Origin of the sequence: Serratia sp. Z4 (genome assembly GCF_009900725.1) — a bacterium.
Lineage (GTDB): Bacteria > Pseudomonadota > Gammaproteobacteria > Enterobacterales > Enterobacteriaceae > Serratia > Serratia nematodiphila.
In genome coordinates this window covers 183,879-199,219 of record NZ_JAAABD010000004.1, presented here as the reverse complement: position 1 = coordinate 199,219, position 15,341 = coordinate 183,879, and the positions used below count along the sequence as shown (strand labels likewise).

The 15,341-nt window shown below is 60.7% G+C and carries 17 protein-coding genes and 1 other RNA gene; 5 read left to right on the top strand and 13 right to left on the bottom strand.

The genetic code is table 11. The features are described from left to right. Positions 1-15 precede the first annotated feature (15 nt). Both rsmI and rnpB read left to right on the top strand, forming a co-directional pair. Positions 16-879: a 16S rRNA (cytidine(1402)-2'-O)-methyltransferase gene (gene rsmI, locus GT753_RS16825; protein WP_004937108.1), complete on the top strand. Its 864-nt coding sequence runs from the start codon at positions 16-18 to the stop codon at positions 877-879. 41 nt (positions 880-920) lie between these two features. Beyond that, positions 921-1,298: RNase P RNA component class A (gene rnpB, locus GT753_RS16820), an RNA gene on the top strand. A 57-nt stretch (positions 1,299-1,355) separates the two neighbouring features. Here the strand turns inward: rnpB and GT753_RS16815 are convergent. After that, positions 1,356-2,057, bottom strand: a complete 702-nt coding sequence (locus GT753_RS16815) for a pirin family protein (RefSeq protein WP_160125782.1) — start codon at positions 2,055-2,057, stop codon at positions 1,356-1,358. Positions 2,058-2,164: 107 nt separating this feature from the next. Here GT753_RS16815 and GT753_RS16810 point away from each other — a divergent pair, with 107 nt between their 5' ends. Then, on the top strand, positions 2,165-3,061 hold the full coding sequence (locus GT753_RS16810; RefSeq protein WP_004937113.1) for a LysR family transcriptional regulator: 897 nt from the start codon (positions 2,165-2,167) through the stop codon (positions 3,059-3,061). 51 nt (positions 3,062-3,112) lie between these two features. On the opposite strand, the gene GT753_RS16805 is transcribed toward GT753_RS16810, so the two are convergent. The 11 genes from GT753_RS16805 to GT753_RS16755 form a co-directional block, all read right to left on the bottom strand. Beyond that, on the bottom strand, positions 3,113-4,099 hold the full coding sequence (locus tag GT753_RS16805; protein WP_075685003.1) for a glutathione S-transferase family protein: 987 nt from the start codon (positions 4,097-4,099) through the stop codon (positions 3,113-3,115). Positions 4,100-4,169: 70 nt separating this feature from the next. Beyond that, positions 4,170-4,565, bottom strand: coding sequence for a DoxX family protein (locus tag GT753_RS16800; protein ID WP_031300242.1), 396 nt, complete (start codon positions 4,563-4,565; stop codon positions 4,170-4,172). Between the two features lie 294 nt (positions 4,566-4,859). Further along, entirely contained in the window at positions 4,860-5,147 is a 288-nt protein-coding gene (locus GT753_RS16795) for a YqjK-like family protein (protein ID WP_004937121.1), read from the bottom strand. Next, positions 5,144-5,545 (bottom strand): phage holin family protein, encoded by a 402-nt coding sequence (locus GT753_RS16790; protein ID WP_015379160.1) that lies wholly within the window; start codon positions 5,543-5,545, stop codon positions 5,144-5,146. Before GT753_RS16790 ends, GT753_RS16795 begins: the two co-directional genes overlap by 4 nt. A gap of 2 nt (positions 5,546-5,547) precedes the next feature. Next, entirely contained in the window at positions 5,548-5,853 is a 306-nt protein-coding gene (locus GT753_RS16785) for a YqjD family protein (RefSeq protein WP_004937125.1), read from the bottom strand. A gap of 163 nt (positions 5,854-6,016) precedes the next feature. Beyond that, entirely contained in the window at positions 6,017-6,388 is a 372-nt protein-coding gene (locus GT753_RS16780; RefSeq protein WP_015379159.1) for a DUF1090 domain-containing protein, read from the bottom strand. A 243-nt stretch (positions 6,389-6,631) separates the two neighbouring features. After that, positions 6,632-7,006: an EnvZ/OmpR regulon moderator MzrA gene (gene mzrA / locus GT753_RS16775; RefSeq protein WP_004937130.1), complete on the bottom strand. Its 375-nt coding sequence runs from the start codon at positions 7,004-7,006 to the stop codon at positions 6,632-6,634. Then, positions 7,003-7,683: a DedA family protein gene (locus GT753_RS16770; RefSeq protein ID WP_004937132.1), complete on the bottom strand. Its 681-nt coding sequence runs from the start codon at positions 7,681-7,683 to the stop codon at positions 7,003-7,005. The genes mzrA and GT753_RS16770 overlap by 4 nt, the downstream gene beginning before the upstream one ends. Before the next feature lie 136 nt (positions 7,684-7,819). Next, positions 7,820-8,266, bottom strand: a complete 447-nt coding sequence (locus GT753_RS16765) for a hypothetical protein (protein WP_004937135.1) — start codon at positions 8,264-8,266, stop codon at positions 7,820-7,822. Between the two features lie 186 nt (positions 8,267-8,452). Continuing rightward, a complete protein-coding gene (exuR, locus tag GT753_RS16760; protein ID WP_015379158.1) occupies positions 8,453-9,229 on the bottom strand; it encodes a transcriptional regulator ExuR in 777 nt (258 codons plus the stop codon). Positions 9,230-9,348: 119 nt separating this feature from the next. Next, a complete protein-coding gene (locus GT753_RS16755) occupies positions 9,349-10,647 on the bottom strand; it encodes an MFS transporter (protein ID WP_015379157.1) in 1,299 nt (432 codons plus the stop codon). A 295-nt stretch (positions 10,648-10,942) separates the two neighbouring features. On the opposite strand from GT753_RS16755, the gene uxaC reads away from it, so the two are divergent. Further along, a complete protein-coding gene (gene uxaC / locus GT753_RS16750) occupies positions 10,943-12,355 on the top strand; it encodes a glucuronate isomerase (protein WP_015379156.1) in 1,413 nt (470 codons plus the stop codon). A 20-nt stretch (positions 12,356-12,375) separates the two neighbouring features. Further along, positions 12,376-13,863, top strand: coding sequence for a UxaA family hydrolase (locus tag GT753_RS16745; RefSeq protein WP_015379155.1), 1,488 nt, complete (start codon positions 12,376-12,378; stop codon positions 13,861-13,863). 53 nt (positions 13,864-13,916) lie between these two features. On the opposite strand, the gene sstT is transcribed toward GT753_RS16745, so the two are convergent. Next, complete coding sequence (sstT, locus tag GT753_RS16740) at positions 13,917-15,152, bottom strand: serine/threonine transporter SstT (protein ID WP_015379154.1); 1,236 nt, start codon at positions 15,150-15,152, stop codon at positions 13,917-13,919. Positions 15,153-15,341 lie beyond the last annotated feature (189 nt).

Sequence of the window (15,341 nt, the reverse complement as noted above, 5' to 3'; positions counted from 1 at the left end):
AACCCGGATGAAACAATGAATCAACACCAACAATCAGTCATTTCTGCATCAACGCTGTATGTGGTGCCCACCCCCATCGGCAATCTGGGCGATATCACCCACCGTGCGTTAGAGGTACTGAAAAGCGTTGATCTGATCGCGGCGGAAGACACGCGCCATACCGGATTGCTGCTGCAACACTTCGCGATTAACGCGCGTCTGTTCGCGCTGCACGATCACAACGAACAGCAAAAGGCCGATCAGCTGCTGGCGAAACTGCAGGAAGGCCAGAGCATCGCGCTGGTGTCCGACGCCGGCACGCCGCTGATCAACGATCCCGGTTATCACCTGGTGCGCCGCTGCCGTGAGGCCGGCATTCGCGTGGTGCCGCTGCCGGGCGCCTGCGCCGCCACCACCGCGCTGTGCGCCGCGGGCGTCGCTTCCGACCGTTTCTGCTACGAAGGCTTCCTGCCGGCGAAAACCAAGGGACGCAAGGATACGTTGATGGCGCTGGCGGAGGAACCGCGCACGCTGATTTTCTACGAATCCACCCATCGCCTGCTGGAAAGTCTGCAGGACATGGTCACCGTCTGGGGCCCGCAGCGCTATGTGGTGCTGGCGCGCGAGCTGACCAAAACCTGGGAATCCATCCACGGCGCGCCGGTGGGCGAGCTGCTGGCGTGGGTGCAGGAAGATGAAGTGCGCCGCCGCGGTGAGATGGTGCTGATCGTCGAAGGCCACAAGGCGCAGGAGGATGCGCTGCCGCTCGAGGCGCTGCGCACGCTGGCGCTGCTGCAAAAAGAGCTGCCGCTGAAAAAGGCGGCGGCGCTGGCGGCGGAAATCCACGGCGTGAAGAAAAATGCGCTGTATAAGCACGCGCTGGAGCAACAACAGCCGTAAAGCGGTTGACCTGCCGCCGTCGCGACGCTACTATCCGCGCCGGAGTTGACCAGACAGTCGCCGCTTCATTGCCGTCCTCTTCGGGGAGACAGATGGAGGGGAGGAAAGTCCGGGCTCCATAGGGCAGGGTGCCAGGTAACGCCTGGGAGGCGCAAGCCTACGACTAGTGCAACAGAGAGCAAACCGCCGATGGCCCGCGCAAGCGGGATCAGGTAAGGGTGAAAGGGTGCGGTAAGAGCGCACCGCGCGGCTGGCAACAGTTCGTGGCACGGTAAACTCCACCCGGAGCAAGGCCAAATAGGGGTTCACATGGTACGGCCCGTACTGAACCCGGGTAGGCTGCTTGAGCCAGTGAGCGATTGCTGGCCTAGAGGAATGACTGTCCACGACAGAACCCGGCTTACCGGTCAACTCCCTCGACAAAAGAAAACCCCGCGCAACGCCAGTTGCGCGGGGTTTTTCGTTTTTCGGCCGGCTTACACCGGCAGGTCAATCAGCAGCGCGCGCAGCGGCGTCTCGGCGCGGATCGTCAGGCGATTCTCCTCACGCACGAAGGCGCCGTCGCCGCAGGTCAGACGCTGTTCCTCGTGGCGCTCGCCGGTGGCGGCGATGGTGCCGTGAATCGACTGCAAATAGGCGCGCGGCCCGTTAATCGTCAGCGTTTGTTCTTCGCCCGGCTGCAGATCGAGATGGTGGATCCAAACCTGCTGGCGCAGCTGCAGGCTGCCCTGCGCGCCGTCCGGCGAGGCCAGCAGCAGGTTGCCTGCCGCCGGCAGCGCCAGGCGCTGCACCCGCTCGTTGTTGCGTTCCGGGCAGGCGTCCAGCCACAGCTGCAGGCGGGTCAGCGGCGTATCGCTGCTGACGTTCTGTTCGCTGTAACTCAGGCCCGGCTGGGTGGCCAACAGCAGCGCTTCGCCGGCTTTGGTGCGCGCGGTGTTGCCGTCGCTGTCGCGGTATTCCGCCTCGCCCTGCAGGATCAGGTTCAGGATATCCACGCTGGGATAGGTGCGCGGCTGGAACGACGCGCCCGGTGCCAGCACCTCCTGATTCAGCACCCGCAGTGACGCGTAGCCCATCAGTTTGGGATCGAAGTAGTGACCAAAGGAAAAGGTGTAGCGAGCCTGCAGCCAACCAAAGTCAGCTTGCCCGCATTGTTGTGCTGTTCTGCATGTAATCATGGCAATCGGCTCTCTAAATTCATTATCCAAATGGTAAGCATCTGGACGTCGGATTGTTAGCCAGTTAATCTGGTCGGCATATTCAAATTTCCTGACAGAGGGATGTGATGGCCAGAGATCGGGCGCTCACGCTTGAGGCGCTGAGAGTGATGGATGCGATCGACCGGCGTGGCAGTTTCGCCGCGGCCGCCGACGAATTGGGCCGGGTGCCGTCGGCGCTCAGCTACACCATGCAAAAATTGGAAGAAGAATTGGACGTGGTGCTGTTCGACCGTTCGGGCCACCGCACCAAGTTCACCAACGTCGGGCGCATGTTGCTGGAGCGCGGGCGGGTGCTGCTGGAAGCGGCAGACAAGCTGACCACCGACGCCGAAGCGCTGGCGCGCGGTTGGGAAACCCACCTGACCATCGTCAGCGAAGCGTTATCACCGCCGAGCCTGCTGTTCCCGCTGGTCGACAAGCTGGCGCTGAAGGCCAATACCCAGGTGTCGATTTTCACCGAAGTGTTGGCGGGCGCCTGGGAGCGGTTGGAGCAGGGGCGCGCTGACATCGTGATCGCACCGGATATGCATTTCCGCGCATCCTCGGAGATCAACACCCGCAAACTGTACAAGGTGATGAGCGTTTATGTCGCCGCGCCGGATCACCCGATCCATCAGGAGCCGGAGCCGTTGTCCGAGGTGACCCGCGTGAAGTACCGCGGCATCGCCGTGGCGGATACCGCCCGCGAGCGCCCGGTGTTGACCGTTCAGCTGCTGGATAAACAACAGCGTCTGACGGTGAGCACCATTGAAGACAAGCGTCTGGCGCTGCTGGCCGGGTTGGGGGTGGCGACCATGCCGTACCCGATGGTGGAGAAAGATATCGAAGCCGGGCGGCTGCGGGTGGTGGGGCCGGAATACAGCCGCGAAGCCGATATCATCATGGCCTGGCGGCGCGACAGCATGGGGGAGGCGAAAGCCTGGTTCCTACGCGAAATTCCTCGCCTGTTCGCACAGCGTTAACGTTCGTTGAATGACATCCCCTTGCCGGGTGGCAAGGGGATTTTTTTCGTCTTAACCGAAGCGCTGGTCGCGGCCGTGCGGCTCGTCCAGATCCTGCGCCGGCCCGATGGAAATGATGCCGTGCGGGTTGATGGTGGCGTGGCTGCGGTAGTAGTGGTTGCGAATGTGCGGCAGGCTGACCGTTTCGGCGATGCCCGGCATCTGGTAGATGTCGCGCAGGAAACCGTACAGGTTCAGATAGTCGCTGATGCGGTGTTTGTCGCACTTGAAGTGGGTGACGTACACCGGATCGAAACGCACCAGCGTGGTCCACAGACGCAGGTCGGCCTCGGTCAGCCGATCGCCGGTCAGGTAGCGATGTTGCCCCAGGATCTGCTCAAGGCGCTCCAGCGCGTTGAATACCCCGTTGACCGCTTCGTCATAGGCTTCCTGGCTGGTGGCGAAACCGGCCTTGTACACGCCGTTGTTCACTTGATCGTAAATCCAGCCGTTCAGCTCATCGATCTTACCGCGCAGATCGGTCGGGTAGTAGTCCCCAGCCCGAGCGCCGACGCCGTCAAACGCGCTGTTGAACATGCGGATGACGTCGGCGGATTCGTTGCTGACGATGGTTTGCCGCTGTTTATCCCACAGCACCGGCACGGTCACGCGCCCGCTGTAGTGCGGATCGGCCCGCAGGTAGATCTGGTACAGGAAGTCGGCGTGATACAGCGGATCGCCGGTGGTTTCAGGAAAATCCTGGCCGAAGGTCCAGCCGTTTTCCAGCATCAGCGGGTGCACCACCGAGACCGGAATAATCTGCTCCAGCCCTTTCAATTTGCGCATCAGCAGCGTGCGGTGCGCCCAGGGGCAGGCGAGAGAAACATACAGGTGATAACGGCCCGCTTCGGCCTGGAAGCCGCCCGCGCCGTGTTCGCCGGGCTGACCGTCGGCGGTCACCCAATTGCGAAACTGAGCGGTTGAACGTTTGAAACGGCCGCCGGTAGATTTCGTGTCATACCAGATGTCTTGCCAAACGCCATCGACGAGTTGTCCCATGGGAATCTCCTTGGTGTCCGAGTGAAAAACGACAGGGCCCGGCATGCCGGGCCCTGAATGACAGTTTAGATTACCATTTCTTGTTCAGAAGACGGTCGATGCTGAAGCCGCCCGGGCCTGCGATCGCCAACACGATGAAGCCGCCGGCGATGGTCAGGTTTTTCATGAACATCAGCTGGTTTACGCCTTCCGCAAAGTCAGTGTGGAACAGCAGCGCGGTCAGGATGGTGAAACCGGCAGTGAACAGCGCCACGGTGCGGGTCAGGAAGCCGAACAGGATCGCCAGACCGCCGCCAAACTCCAGCAGAATGGTCAGCGGCAGCAAGAAGCCAGGCACGCCCATCGATTGCATGTACTGTTGGGTTCCGGCATAAGCGTCACCCATTTTGCCGTAGCCTGCCACGATAAACAGGATTGGCATCAGAATACGAGCAACCAACAAACCTGTATCTTCTAATTTTTTCATCATCTACTCCAAAGTGTTTTTGTATGCCTGTTCGGCGGAAGCCATGTCAACGAGCGGTATATCAGGACATTCGCCCTGTCCGGCTCGTATCGTATTGATGGAGTGAATGTTAAGCGGGAAGTGCTCAGGTTGTTAGCAAGTAAAACTGTCGTAATTTTTCAAAAAATCTGAATCTTTAGCGTGCTAATAAACTGACGCTTGTCAGCAGGTTGCCCAGCCCTCGGGATAAACAGCGCTGTTTTAAGGGGAAAACGAGGGCAGAGCAACAGGATGTTTGAAGGAAAAACGCGGGGCTTACTTGGCGGAGAAGGTCTTTTTAAACAGTCGGATAGCGCTCCAGGCACCGAAAGCGCGACGCGACCAGCGGATCATCTTGCTGGGGTGGCGGATGCCGTACAGCGCCATGACGCTGGAACCGAGTACCAGATAGCGGCGCAGGCCAAAAACGGTCTGCCAGCCGCGGTCAATGCGTTCGGTTTTTTCCAGCCACAAAGACTTGTGTTCGGCCAGATCCAGACGCTGTTGCTGGATCTGGCGAATCAGCCTCTCTTTTTTCCATTCCAGGTAGCGGCGGCGGCTCATGGCTCGCGCTCCAGTTCGGCGCGGTCGAGCTCCAACTGCTTGCGCGTGGCGCCCAGCAGCGTGGTGCGACGGGCCTTGACCAGCGTCCAGATGGTGCCGACTACGGCGAGGAACAGCAGCACGCCGGTTGTCGCGCCCAGCGCCACCAGCCGATAGACCGGATCGATGGCCCAGAAGATCAGGATCAGCAGGCTCATCAAACCGAAGGCGGTGAACAGCAGTGTCATACCGGCCATGATCAGCAGCTGAATGAGGTTGGCTTTCTCCTCTTCCAGCTCGACGACCGCCAGCCGGACACGGGTTTCCACCATGCCGACCAGGATCGTGATGATGCGCTGACCGATATCCAGAACCCCTTTGGCGGGGCCCTGCGCGCGCACTTGCGGTTGTTCAGCCATGATTAGCGACGCGCGAGCAGCACGCCCAGCACCACGCCGACCGCCGCGCCGATACCGATGCCGGTCCACGGGTTGTCGCGCACATAGTCGTCGGCCTGGCCGGCGATCTGTTTGGTTTGCGAAGCCAGCTTGTCACCGGCGTCGCTCAGGCGAGCGCGGGTCTCTTTCAGCGCGCCTTCCGCCTTCGAACGCAGCTTCTCCAGCTCGGCTTTCGGCTTGTCGGTGGAGGAGTTCAGCACTTCCTCCAGCGTATCGGCTAAGGACTTCAGTTCAGCGCGTAAGTTTTCTGCATTTGAATCATGTGCCATGTGATTATTCCTTAACGTTTATTTCGACAGACTTTTAACATAGCGGATTTTTTCGCCGGAGCAAAGGGGTGATGGCCAGCAGATAACACCAGACATCAATTCCATATGCTTAAGAAATCCCGTGTGATGGGGCTCTCATCGATAAATCCGCTGGTGTAAAAAATTATTCCGCCTGGGCGCGTTTCAACTCAGCTTGCGCTTCCGCCAGCTTTTGCTGCTTCTTGGCGACCTTGTCCAGCTTGCCGGTTTGCTGCGTTTCTTTCAGCTCCTGCCGGCGTTCTTCGACCTTGCGCTGTTTCTCTGCGATGTTTTTCTGGCGTTCGGCCTGCAGGCCGGCTTCGGTGCAGTGAGTCTGCACTTCGCTCAGCGCTTTTTTCAGCCCGTCCACGCGGTGGGTGTTGCCGTGTTGGGTGGCGTAGTCGATTTGCTGTTGGATGTTTTGCGCTTTGGCGGCGCAACCGCCCTCTGCGGCCGAAGCGAGGGCCGGCAGCGTGCAGAGTGGCAACAGCAGTAACAGGGAGTGGCGTAATTTCATCTTTCAGTTCCTTGTTCATGGGATGCCTGAACAGGCATCCGCTTTCCTGGCTGCCGAAGGCGGCAGCGCGAGAGGAGGGCGTTCATCGCCGGCTGAAGTTACCCTTCAGCATAGTCATGAAACCGGCGAGCCCCCAAAGAATCAGCCGTGACCCAGTGCTGACTGATTAATTCTTGAGCTAATCGATGCGAATGAAAATGAAGATTATGGCAATGAAAGGAAACCCCTTCATATGAAGGGGGATTATCCCAGATTGAGCGGGGAGCGCGCAAATTCGCGCACCCAATGCGACGGCACGGGGGACTCGCTCAATGCGATGTGGTAACCGGGTGGCAGAATGGTTTGCAAAGCTTCGCGCGCCAGCAACTGCTGCTCCGGCGAATCCAGACGGATGACCAGGCCATCGCCTTCCGGCGTAATGCTTTTGATGCGGATGCCGCGTTCATCCAGGCGCTGGTAGACATAAAAGCCGTCGGGCAGCGACAGCCCTTGCTGGCTGGCGCGGATGCGCAGCTCGCTCTCGGTGCGCACCATGCAGGGCACCAACAGCGTCGCCAACGCCAGCAGGGCGAGCGCGATCATCAGGACGTATTGCCAGCGCGGGCGCTTTGCTGTCACGCCCCTTTCCCCGGATTCTGGCTGTTGGCGCGCTTCTTGCGCCACAACACGATCAGCGAGCCGACCAGCCCGACCACCAGCAATACCAGCGGCAGCATCATCAGGCAGAACATCAGCTGATCTTCATACTTGCGGAACACCGGCGTTTTCCCCAGGGCGAAGCCCAGCGTCGTCAGGATCAAGACCCACAGCAGGCCGCTCATCCAGTTGAAGAACTGGAAGCGTGCGTTGCTCAGGCCGGACAGGCCGGCGATGGTCGGCAGCAGGGTGCGCACGAAGGCCAGGAAGCGGCCGACCAGCAGGGCGGAAAGGCCGTGACGGTGGAACAGGTTATGTGCACGCTGATGGTAGTGGGCCGGCAGATGCGAAAGCCAGCCTTGCACCGTTCGCGTATTGCCGAGCCACCGGCCTTGTATATAACTGACCCAGCACCCCAGGCTGGCGGCGACGGTCAGGATAACGATGGTCAATGGGAAGCCCATGGTGCCTTTGGCGATCAGCACACCGACCAGGATCAGCAGGCTGTCACCCGGCAGGAAAGCGGCCGGCAGCAGGCCGTTCTCCAAAAACAGGATCATGAACAGCAGGATGTAGAGGGTCCACACCAACGAGGGGTTCGCCAGCGTCTCAAAATCCTGCTGCCATAAGGCATGTATCAGTTCTTTAATGATGTCCATCCGGTGTTCCTAAAACGTCATTGTTTATTTTTATCTCAGCGGCGGAGCGGGCGTGAGCTGAAAGCGCGCGGCGATCCTGAGTGCTGATAACGATGAAACGGCGTTGCTTTAAGGTTTCTAAGCGGTGCGACACCGGTCATAGGTGGTAAGTCAGCGTGCCACGGTACTGCATGTTGCTTTCTTTCCAACCGGCCTGGCGACTCTGTTGCCTGGAAGCGTCCAGCATCCAGTCGACCTGGGCAAGCCGGTTGGGAGCCGGGGTGTCCTGGCGGGGGAAGCGAATTCGGTAACCCGGCTCTGCGGCCAGGGTATAGACCGGCGCCGGCAGGGAGGATGCGAGCAGCGAACCGGAGAAAGAGTGCGCTCTGGGCAGCAGCAGCGGCAACTTGCCGGGGGCTTTGCGGCGCGCTTCGGCCGGCGCCCGATACACATGATCATAGGGGGAAAGCGCCGGCTCCGCCAGCAGCGGCAGGCTGCTCAGCGCGCTGGGGGTTGGCTTGGGTGACGCCACGCATAGCTGTTGGCCGGAGACCGAACCGGTCCAGCAGAAAACAGCAATCAGCATGGCAAACAACCAGCGCATTTATTCGCGTCCCGCCCCCGCAGCAATGGGTAAAAAAGTGGGCTAACTCTACCAAAATAGCACGATTGGCAACAGGGAAATCTACGTTGCCGACGGTGAAATAGTACACGGCAAACGGCGGTTCCGGCATCGATTCAGCGGATTTTACATTACCTGACATAAGCCGACGGTTTTTGACCGCCGTGGCTATTTCTGCTCGTGGTTCACGCCATCCAGATGCACCACCGGATTCTCGGCAAACAGGTAGCGATCGGCGTTGTATTCGAAGTCATCGCTGGTGGCGTTGAACAGCATCTGTTTGGTGTTTTCCAGGTGCTGCCACATCGCCAGTTTGGCGGCGTAAGGGTCTTTGCGCATCAGCGCCTTGAGGATCTGATCGTGATCGTCACACCAGCTGGCGATCGAGCGTTCGTCGATATGCTCGTGCAGCTTTTTCCAGTAAGGGTTGTTGACCCGCTGCACCCACATTTTTTCCACGATGGTGGCCATGGCGGTGTTCTGGGTGGCCAGCGCCACCTGCACGTGGAACTTCAGATCCCACTGCGAGTCGCGGAAGCGATCCTCTTTACGGGCGTGCTCCTGGATCTCCATCAACTGCACGATATCTTGTTTGGTCACCTGGGTGGCGGCGAACTCGGCGATGTTGCTTTCAATCAGCTGGCGCGCCTGCAGCAGCTCAAACGGGCCGGCGGTGGCGAACTCGATGCTGTCGCCCGGCACCACCAGGTGCTTTTGCTGGTTGGACACCACATGGATCCCGGATCCCTTGCGCACGTCCACATAGCCTTCCACTTCCAGCATGATGATCGCTTCGCGCACCACGGTACGGCTGACATTCATCTCTTCGGCGATGTATCGCTCGGCCGGCAGCTTGTCGCCTACCGGGTAGCGGCCGCTTTCGATGCGTTGCTTAAGCTCGGCGGCCAGTTGCTGATACAGGCGTCTGGTTTCGGTGAATTCCATAGTGAATGCTCTATACGGTGCGGTGGGAAGGGGCGCGTGGCCATCGGATTTGTTATACCACTTATTCGGCACCGCTGCCAGAGGAGCAAGAGGCCCGGCGCGGCGGCCGGGCGGCGGGATCAGCTGCGCGCCGGGGCCGGTTGCAGCGTGGCCGGCTGGGTTTCGGCGGCCGGACGGTTTTGCAACACCGTCCAGATGACGATGGCGCCGAGAATGTCGAAGACCGACAGCGCGGCGAACAGCGGGCTGAAGCCGAGGGTGTCCGCCAGGGCGCCGACCACCAGGGCGAACAGCGTGCTGGCGGTCCAGGCCGCCATGCCGGTGAGGCCGTTGGCAGTCGCCACCTCATTGCGGCCGAACACGTCGGAAGAGAGGGTGATCAGCGCGCCGGACAGCGCCTGATGGGCGAAGCCGCCGACGCACAGCAGCGCGATAGCCGCGTAAGGGCTGGTGAACAGGCCGATCATGCCGGGGCCGATCATCAACACCGCCCCCATCGTCACCACCAGCTTGCGTGAGACGATCAGGTTGACCTTGAAATACTTCTGGAACAGCGGCGGCAGATAACCGCCGACGATGCAGCCGAGATCGGCGAACAGCATCGGCATCCAGGCGAACATGGCGATCTCTTTCAGGTTAAAACCGTAGGCCTTGAACATGAACAGCGGGATCCAGGCGTTGAAGGTGCCCCACGCCGGCTCCGCCAGAAAGCGCGGCAGCGCGATGCCCCAGAACTGGCGGTTGCGCACGATCTGCCAGGCGGACATCTTTTTGGCGTTAGAGGTCTGGTGCTGGGCTTCCTGGCCTTCGAGGATGTAACGGCGCTCTTCCTGGCTCAATTTCTTCTGATCTTTCGGGTGTTTGTAGAACAGCAGCCAACAAATGGCCCAGATCAGGCTCAGCACGCCGGTGATGATGAACGCCATTTCCCAGCTGTGCGCCACGATGGCCCATACCACCAACGGTGGGGCGATCATGCCACCGATCGATGAACCCACGTTGAAATAACCGACGGCGATCGAACGCTCTTTGGCCGGAAACCACTCGCTGCTGGCCTTCAGCCCGGCGGGGATCATCGCCGCTTCCGCCATGCCGACCGCGCCGCGCGCCAGCGCCAGGCCGCCCCAGCTGTTGGCCAGCGCGGTGCCCATACAGAACAGCGCCCACAGAATGGCGAACATGGCGTAGCCGACCTTGGTGCCCAGCACGTCCAGCACGTAGCCCGCCACCGGTTGCATCACGGTGTAGCAGGCGGAATAGGCGGCGACGATATAGGAATACTGTTGGGTGGTGATGTGCAGCGTATCTTCCAGCGTCGGCGCCGCGACGGCGATGGCGTTGCGGGTCAGGTAGCCCAGCACGGTGCCGATGGTCACTAGTCCAATCATGTACCAGCGTAACCCTTTAATTTTACGCATCCGAAATGTCTCCCCGTTTGAAGGTGTGGCTGTCGATGCGGCTGGCGAGACAATAACCTGTCATACAGGTTTAAAAGTTGAGTGATATCACAAAAGGAATTATTCGCCTGAGCGATACTGTCGCCGGTGAAATAGTGCGTTTGCGCCGCACACTTGCCGTAAAATTGAGCGAAAAAGGGATTAAAGGACCTTAAACCAACAGCTCATGGGAAAAATTTGCTGGACGCCTGTGAAAATTGGTGTGATAACTTTTGTGATTCGAACCCCGTGCCGCACGGCAAGTAAGGAGCCCGAGATGGCGACGTTTTTGAGCGAAGATTTCCTGCTGGACAACGAATTTGCCCGGCGCTTGTATCACGACTATGCGGCGCCACAGCCGATTTTCGATTATCACTGCCATTTGCCGCCACAGCAGATCGCGGAGAACACCCGCTTCAGCAACCTGTACGATATCTGGCTGCGAGGCGATCACTATAAATGGCGGGCGATGCGCACCAACGGCGTGGCGGAGCGGCTGTGTACCGGCGATGCGGGCGATCGTGAGAAATTCGACGCCTGGGCCGCCACGGTGCCGCATACCATCGGCAACCCGCTCTATCACTGGACGCATCTGGAGCTGCGTCGGCCGTTCGGCATCACGGATACGCTGCTGTCGCCGGCCACGGCGGATGAGATCTGGCAGTGCGGCAATGCGCTGCTGGCGCAGGATGAGTTTCGCGCGCGCGGCATCATGCGGCAGATGAATGTGAAAATGGTGGGCACCACCGACGATCCGATCGACGATCTGCGCCATCATCGGGCGATCGCCGACGATCGTGGCTTCGATATCAAGGTATTGCCGAGCTGGCGGCCGGACAAGGCTTTCACTGTCGATGCACCGGGCTTCAATGACTATCTGCGACAGCTGGAGGCGGCGGCGGATACCGTCATCGGCCGCTTCAGCGCGCTGTGCGACGCCCTGTACAAGCGCATGGATCACTTCGCCGCCCACGGCTGCAAGGTGGCCGACCATGCGCTGGACGTGGTGGTGTTCGGCGAGGCCGATGAAGCGGCGCTGGATGCGATCCTGCTGCGCCGCCTGAACGGCGAGCTGCCGACGCCGGAACAGAGCGCCCAGTTCAAAAGCGCGGTGCTGCTGTTCCTGGCCGGCGAATACCGGCGCCGCGGCTGGGTGCAGCAGTATCACATCGGCGCGTTGCGTAATAACAACAGCCGCATGCTGGCCGCCGTCGGGCCGGATATCGGTTTCGATTCGATCAACGATCGGCCGCTGGCGGAGCCGCTGTCGCGGCTGCTGGATGCCCAGGCGCGGCAGGGCGGCCTGCCGAAAACCATTCTCTACTGCCTCAACCCGCGCGATAACGAAGTGATCGGCACCATGATCGGCAATTTCCAGGGGGAAGGCACGCCGGGCAAGATGCAGTTCGGTTCCGGCTGGTGGTTCAACGATCAGAAGGACGGCATGCAGCGCCAAATGACGCAGCTGGCCCAGCTCGGGCTGCTGAGCCGCTTCGTCGGCATGCTGACCGACAGTCGTAGCTTCCTGTCGTACACGCGCCATGAATACTTCCGCCGCATTCTTTGCCAGATGATCGGTCGTTGGGTGGCGGACGGCGAAGCGCCGGTGGATATCGCGCTGCTGGGCGAAATGGTGAAAAACATCTGCTTCGACAACGCCAAAGACTATTTCGCCATTGAACTGGCGTAGCCGTTATCCGGGACCGGTTTATGCAAAGTACGATAAAGATTCACGAGCAGGATAACGTGGCGGTGGCGCTGCGCGATCTGGCTGCCGGAGAGTGCGTTGAGCTGGAAGGCGCGGTCATCCAACTGGCGCAGCCGGTGGCGCGCGGGCACAAATTTGCGCTCGGCCCGATCGCCAAGGACGAGGACATCATCAAATATGGCCAGCCGATCGGCCATGCGCTCGCGGCCATCGGGCCGGGGGAGCATATTCATTCGCAAAACGCCAAAACCAACCTGAGCGATCTGGACAGCTACCGTTACCAACCGCAGTTCCCGACGTTGCCGCCGCAGGCCGCGGATCGCGAGGTGCAGTTGTACCGACGGGCCGGCGGCGAAGTGGGGATCCGCAATGAGCTGTGGATCGTGCCGACCGTCGGCTGCGTCAACGGTATCGCTCGCCAGATCCAGCAACGCTTTTTGCAGCAAACGCAGGCAGAGGGGATCGACGGCGTGCATCTGTTCAGTCACCCGTTCGGCTGCTCGCAGCTGGGGCAGGATCATGCCAACACCCGCATCATGCTGCAGAACCTGGCGCGCCATCCCAACGCCGGCGCGGTGCTGGTGATCGGGCTGGGTTGCGAGAACAATCAGGTGGATGCCTTTCGCGCCACGTTGGGGATAGAGGACGAGCGGCGGCTGCGCTTTATGGTGTGCCAACAGCAGGACGACGAAGTGGAAGCCGGGCTGGCGCTGTTGCACGAGCTGTACCGGGAGATGCGCCACGATCGCCGCGAGCCGGGCCGCCTGAGCGAGCTGAAGTTCGGCCTGGAGTGCGGCGGTTCGGACGGATTGTCGGGTATCACCGCCAACCCGCTGCTGGGGCGGTTCTCCGATTATGTGATCGCCAACGGCGGCACCACGGTGCTGACCGAAGTGCCGGAGATGTTCGGCGCCGAGCGCATTCTGATGAGCCGCTGCCGCGATGGGGAGACCTTCGACAAAACCGTCGACATGATCAACGATTTCAAACGCTATTTCATCGCCCATCAGCAGCCGATTTATGAGAACCCGTCGCCGGGCAACAAGGCCGGCGGCATCACCACGCTGGAGGAGAAATCGCTCGGCTGCACCCAAAAGGCGGGGTTAAGCCAGGTGGTTGACGTGCTGAAATACGGCGAGCGGCTGCGCGTGCCGGGGCTGAATCTGCTCAGCGCGCCGGGCAACGACGCCGTAGCGACCAGCGCGCTGGCCGGCGCCGGCTGCCATATGGTGCTGTTCAGCACCGGGCGCGGCACGCCGTACGGCGGCTTTGTGCCGACGGTGAAGCTGGCCACCAACAGCGAGCTGGCGGCGAAGAAACCGCACTGGATCGATTTTGACGCCAGCAGCCTGATCCACGGCGTGGCGATGGAGACGTTGCTCAGCCGCTTCATCGATCTGATTGTCGAGATCGCTAACGGGCGTCCGGCGCGTAATGAAACCAACGACTTCCGCGAGCTGGCGATCTTTAAAAGCGGGGTGACGCTGTAAGGCTGACAAAAAAGGCGCTCGAAGGAGCGCCTTTTTGATGAAGCAACGCGCGATTAACGCACCTTCAGCGGATCTTCGTTCGCCAGCCGCTGGTCTTCCGCCTGGCAGGCCGCGGCGGTGAACAGCACGTCGGTGGAGGAGTTGAGGGCGGTTTCCGCCGAATCCTGCAGGACGCCGATGATAAAGCCGACCGCCACCACCTGCATCGCCACGTCATTCGGAATGCCGAACATGTTGCACGCCAGCGGGATCAGCAGCAGCGAACCGCCGGCCACGCCGGAGGCGCCGCAGGCGCACAGCGCCGCCACCACGCTCAGCAGCAGGGCGGTCGGGACGTCCACTGCGATGCCCAGCGTGTTTACCGCCGCCAGCGTCAGCACGGTGATGGTGATCGCCGCGCCGGCCATGTTGATGGTGGCGCCCAGCGGGATGGAAACCGAGTAGGTGTCCTCATTCAGGTTCAGCTTCTTGCACAGTTCCATATTCACCGGGATGTTGGCGGCGGAGCTGCGGGTGAAGAAGGCGGTCACGCCGCTCTCGCGCAGGCAGGCGAACACCAGCGGATACGGGTTGCGGCGGATCTTCCAGTAAACGATCAGCGGGTTGAGCACCAGCGCTACCAGCAGCATGCAGCCGATTAACACCATCAGCAGTTGCGCATAGCCCCACAGCGCGCCGAAGCCGGTTTCCGCCAGCGTGGAGGCCACCAGGCCGAAGATGCCGAGCGGCGCACAGCGGATCACCGCGCGCACCACCAGCGTGACCGCATGGGACATGTCGTTGATCAGCCCCTTGGTGGTTTCGGAAGCGTGGCGCAGCGCCAGCCCCAACCCGACGGCCCACGCCAGAATGCCGATGTAGTTGGCGTTAATCAGCGCATGGAACGGGTTGGCCACCACGCTCATCAACAGGCCCTTCATCACGTCCACGATGCCGCCCGGCGGGGTAATGTCCGTCGCGCCGGTGGTCAGCGCCAGCGTGGAAGGGAAGATAAAGCTGACGACCACCGCCACCAGCGCGGCGGCAAAGGTGCCCAGCAGATAGAGGAACAGGATCGGGCGAATGTTGGTCTTCTGCCCCTGTTTATGGTTGGCGATCGAGGCCATGACCAGAATCAGCACCAGCACCGGCGCCACCGCTTTCAGCGCGCCGACGAACAGGGTGCCGAGCAGGCCAACCGCCGCTGCCGCCGCCGGTGAAACCAGCGCCACCAGAATGCCGGCCACCAGGCCGACCATGATTTGTTTGACCAGGCTGCCCTGCGTGATCTTTTGTAGTAGTTTTTGCATAGTGCTTTCTTCCTGATGTTATCTGGCCGCCGCGGCGGGAACGACGCCAGGCAGCTTTATATGATTCTGTAACTAAGTGTGTTTGCCGAATCAGTATTCAGCAATCGAATGATGTTGGAAAGAGGCGAGGGTGAAATTCTGAGCGCGGATCAACACTTGATAACATACTGGTTACATTTGTGTGATCGC

What these genes read in the sequence shown, in the direction of transcription:
- rsmI (WP_004937108.1), top strand. Translation starts at nt 16, where the DNA reads ATGAATCAACACCAACAATCAGTCATTTCTGCATCAACGCTGTATGTG.
- GT753_RS16815 (WP_160125782.1), bottom strand. Translation starts at nt 2,057, where the DNA reads ATGATTACATGCAGAACAGCACAACAATGCGGGCAAGCTGACTTTGGT.
- GT753_RS16810 (WP_004937113.1), top strand. Translation starts at nt 2,165, where the DNA reads ATGGCCAGAGATCGGGCGCTCACGCTTGAGGCGCTGAGAGTGATGGAT.
- GT753_RS16805 (WP_075685003.1), bottom strand. Translation starts at nt 4,099, where the DNA reads ATGGGACAACTCGTCGATGGCGTTTGGCAAGACATCTGGTATGACACG.
- GT753_RS16800 (WP_031300242.1), bottom strand. Translation starts at nt 4,565, where the DNA reads ATGAAAAAATTAGAAGATACAGGTTTGTTGGTTGCTCGTATTCTGATG.
- GT753_RS16795 (WP_004937121.1), bottom strand. Translation starts at nt 5,147, where the DNA reads ATGAGCCGCCGCCGCTACCTGGAATGGAAAAAAGAGAGGCTGATTCGC.
- GT753_RS16790 (WP_015379160.1), bottom strand. Translation starts at nt 5,545, where the DNA reads ATGGCTGAACAACCGCAAGTGCGCGCGCAGGGCCCCGCCAAAGGGGTT.
- GT753_RS16785 (WP_004937125.1), bottom strand. Translation starts at nt 5,853, where the DNA reads ATGGCACATGATTCAAATGCAGAAAACTTACGCGCTGAACTGAAGTCC.
- GT753_RS16780 (WP_015379159.1), bottom strand. Translation starts at nt 6,388, where the DNA reads ATGAAATTACGCCACTCCCTGTTACTGCTGTTGCCACTCTGCACGCTG.
- GT753_RS16770 (WP_004937132.1), bottom strand. Translation starts at nt 7,683, where the DNA reads ATGGACATCATTAAAGAACTGATACATGCCTTATGGCAGCAGGATTTT.
- GT753_RS16765 (WP_004937135.1), bottom strand. Translation starts at nt 8,266, where the DNA reads ATGCGCTGGTTGTTTGCCATGCTGATTGCTGTTTTCTGCTGGACCGGT.
- exuR (WP_015379158.1), bottom strand. Translation starts at nt 9,229, where the DNA reads ATGGAATTCACCGAAACCAGACGCCTGTATCAGCAACTGGCCGCCGAG.
- GT753_RS16755 (WP_015379157.1), bottom strand. Translation starts at nt 10,647, where the DNA reads ATGCGTAAAATTAAAGGGTTACGCTGGTACATGATTGGACTAGTGACC.
- uxaC (WP_015379156.1), top strand. Translation starts at nt 10,943, where the DNA reads ATGGCGACGTTTTTGAGCGAAGATTTCCTGCTGGACAACGAATTTGCC.
- GT753_RS16745 (WP_015379155.1), top strand. Translation starts at nt 12,376, where the DNA reads ATGCAAAGTACGATAAAGATTCACGAGCAGGATAACGTGGCGGTGGCG.
- sstT (WP_015379154.1), bottom strand. Translation starts at nt 15,152, where the DNA reads ATGCAAAAACTACTACAAAAGATCACGCAGGGCAGCCTGGTCAAACAA.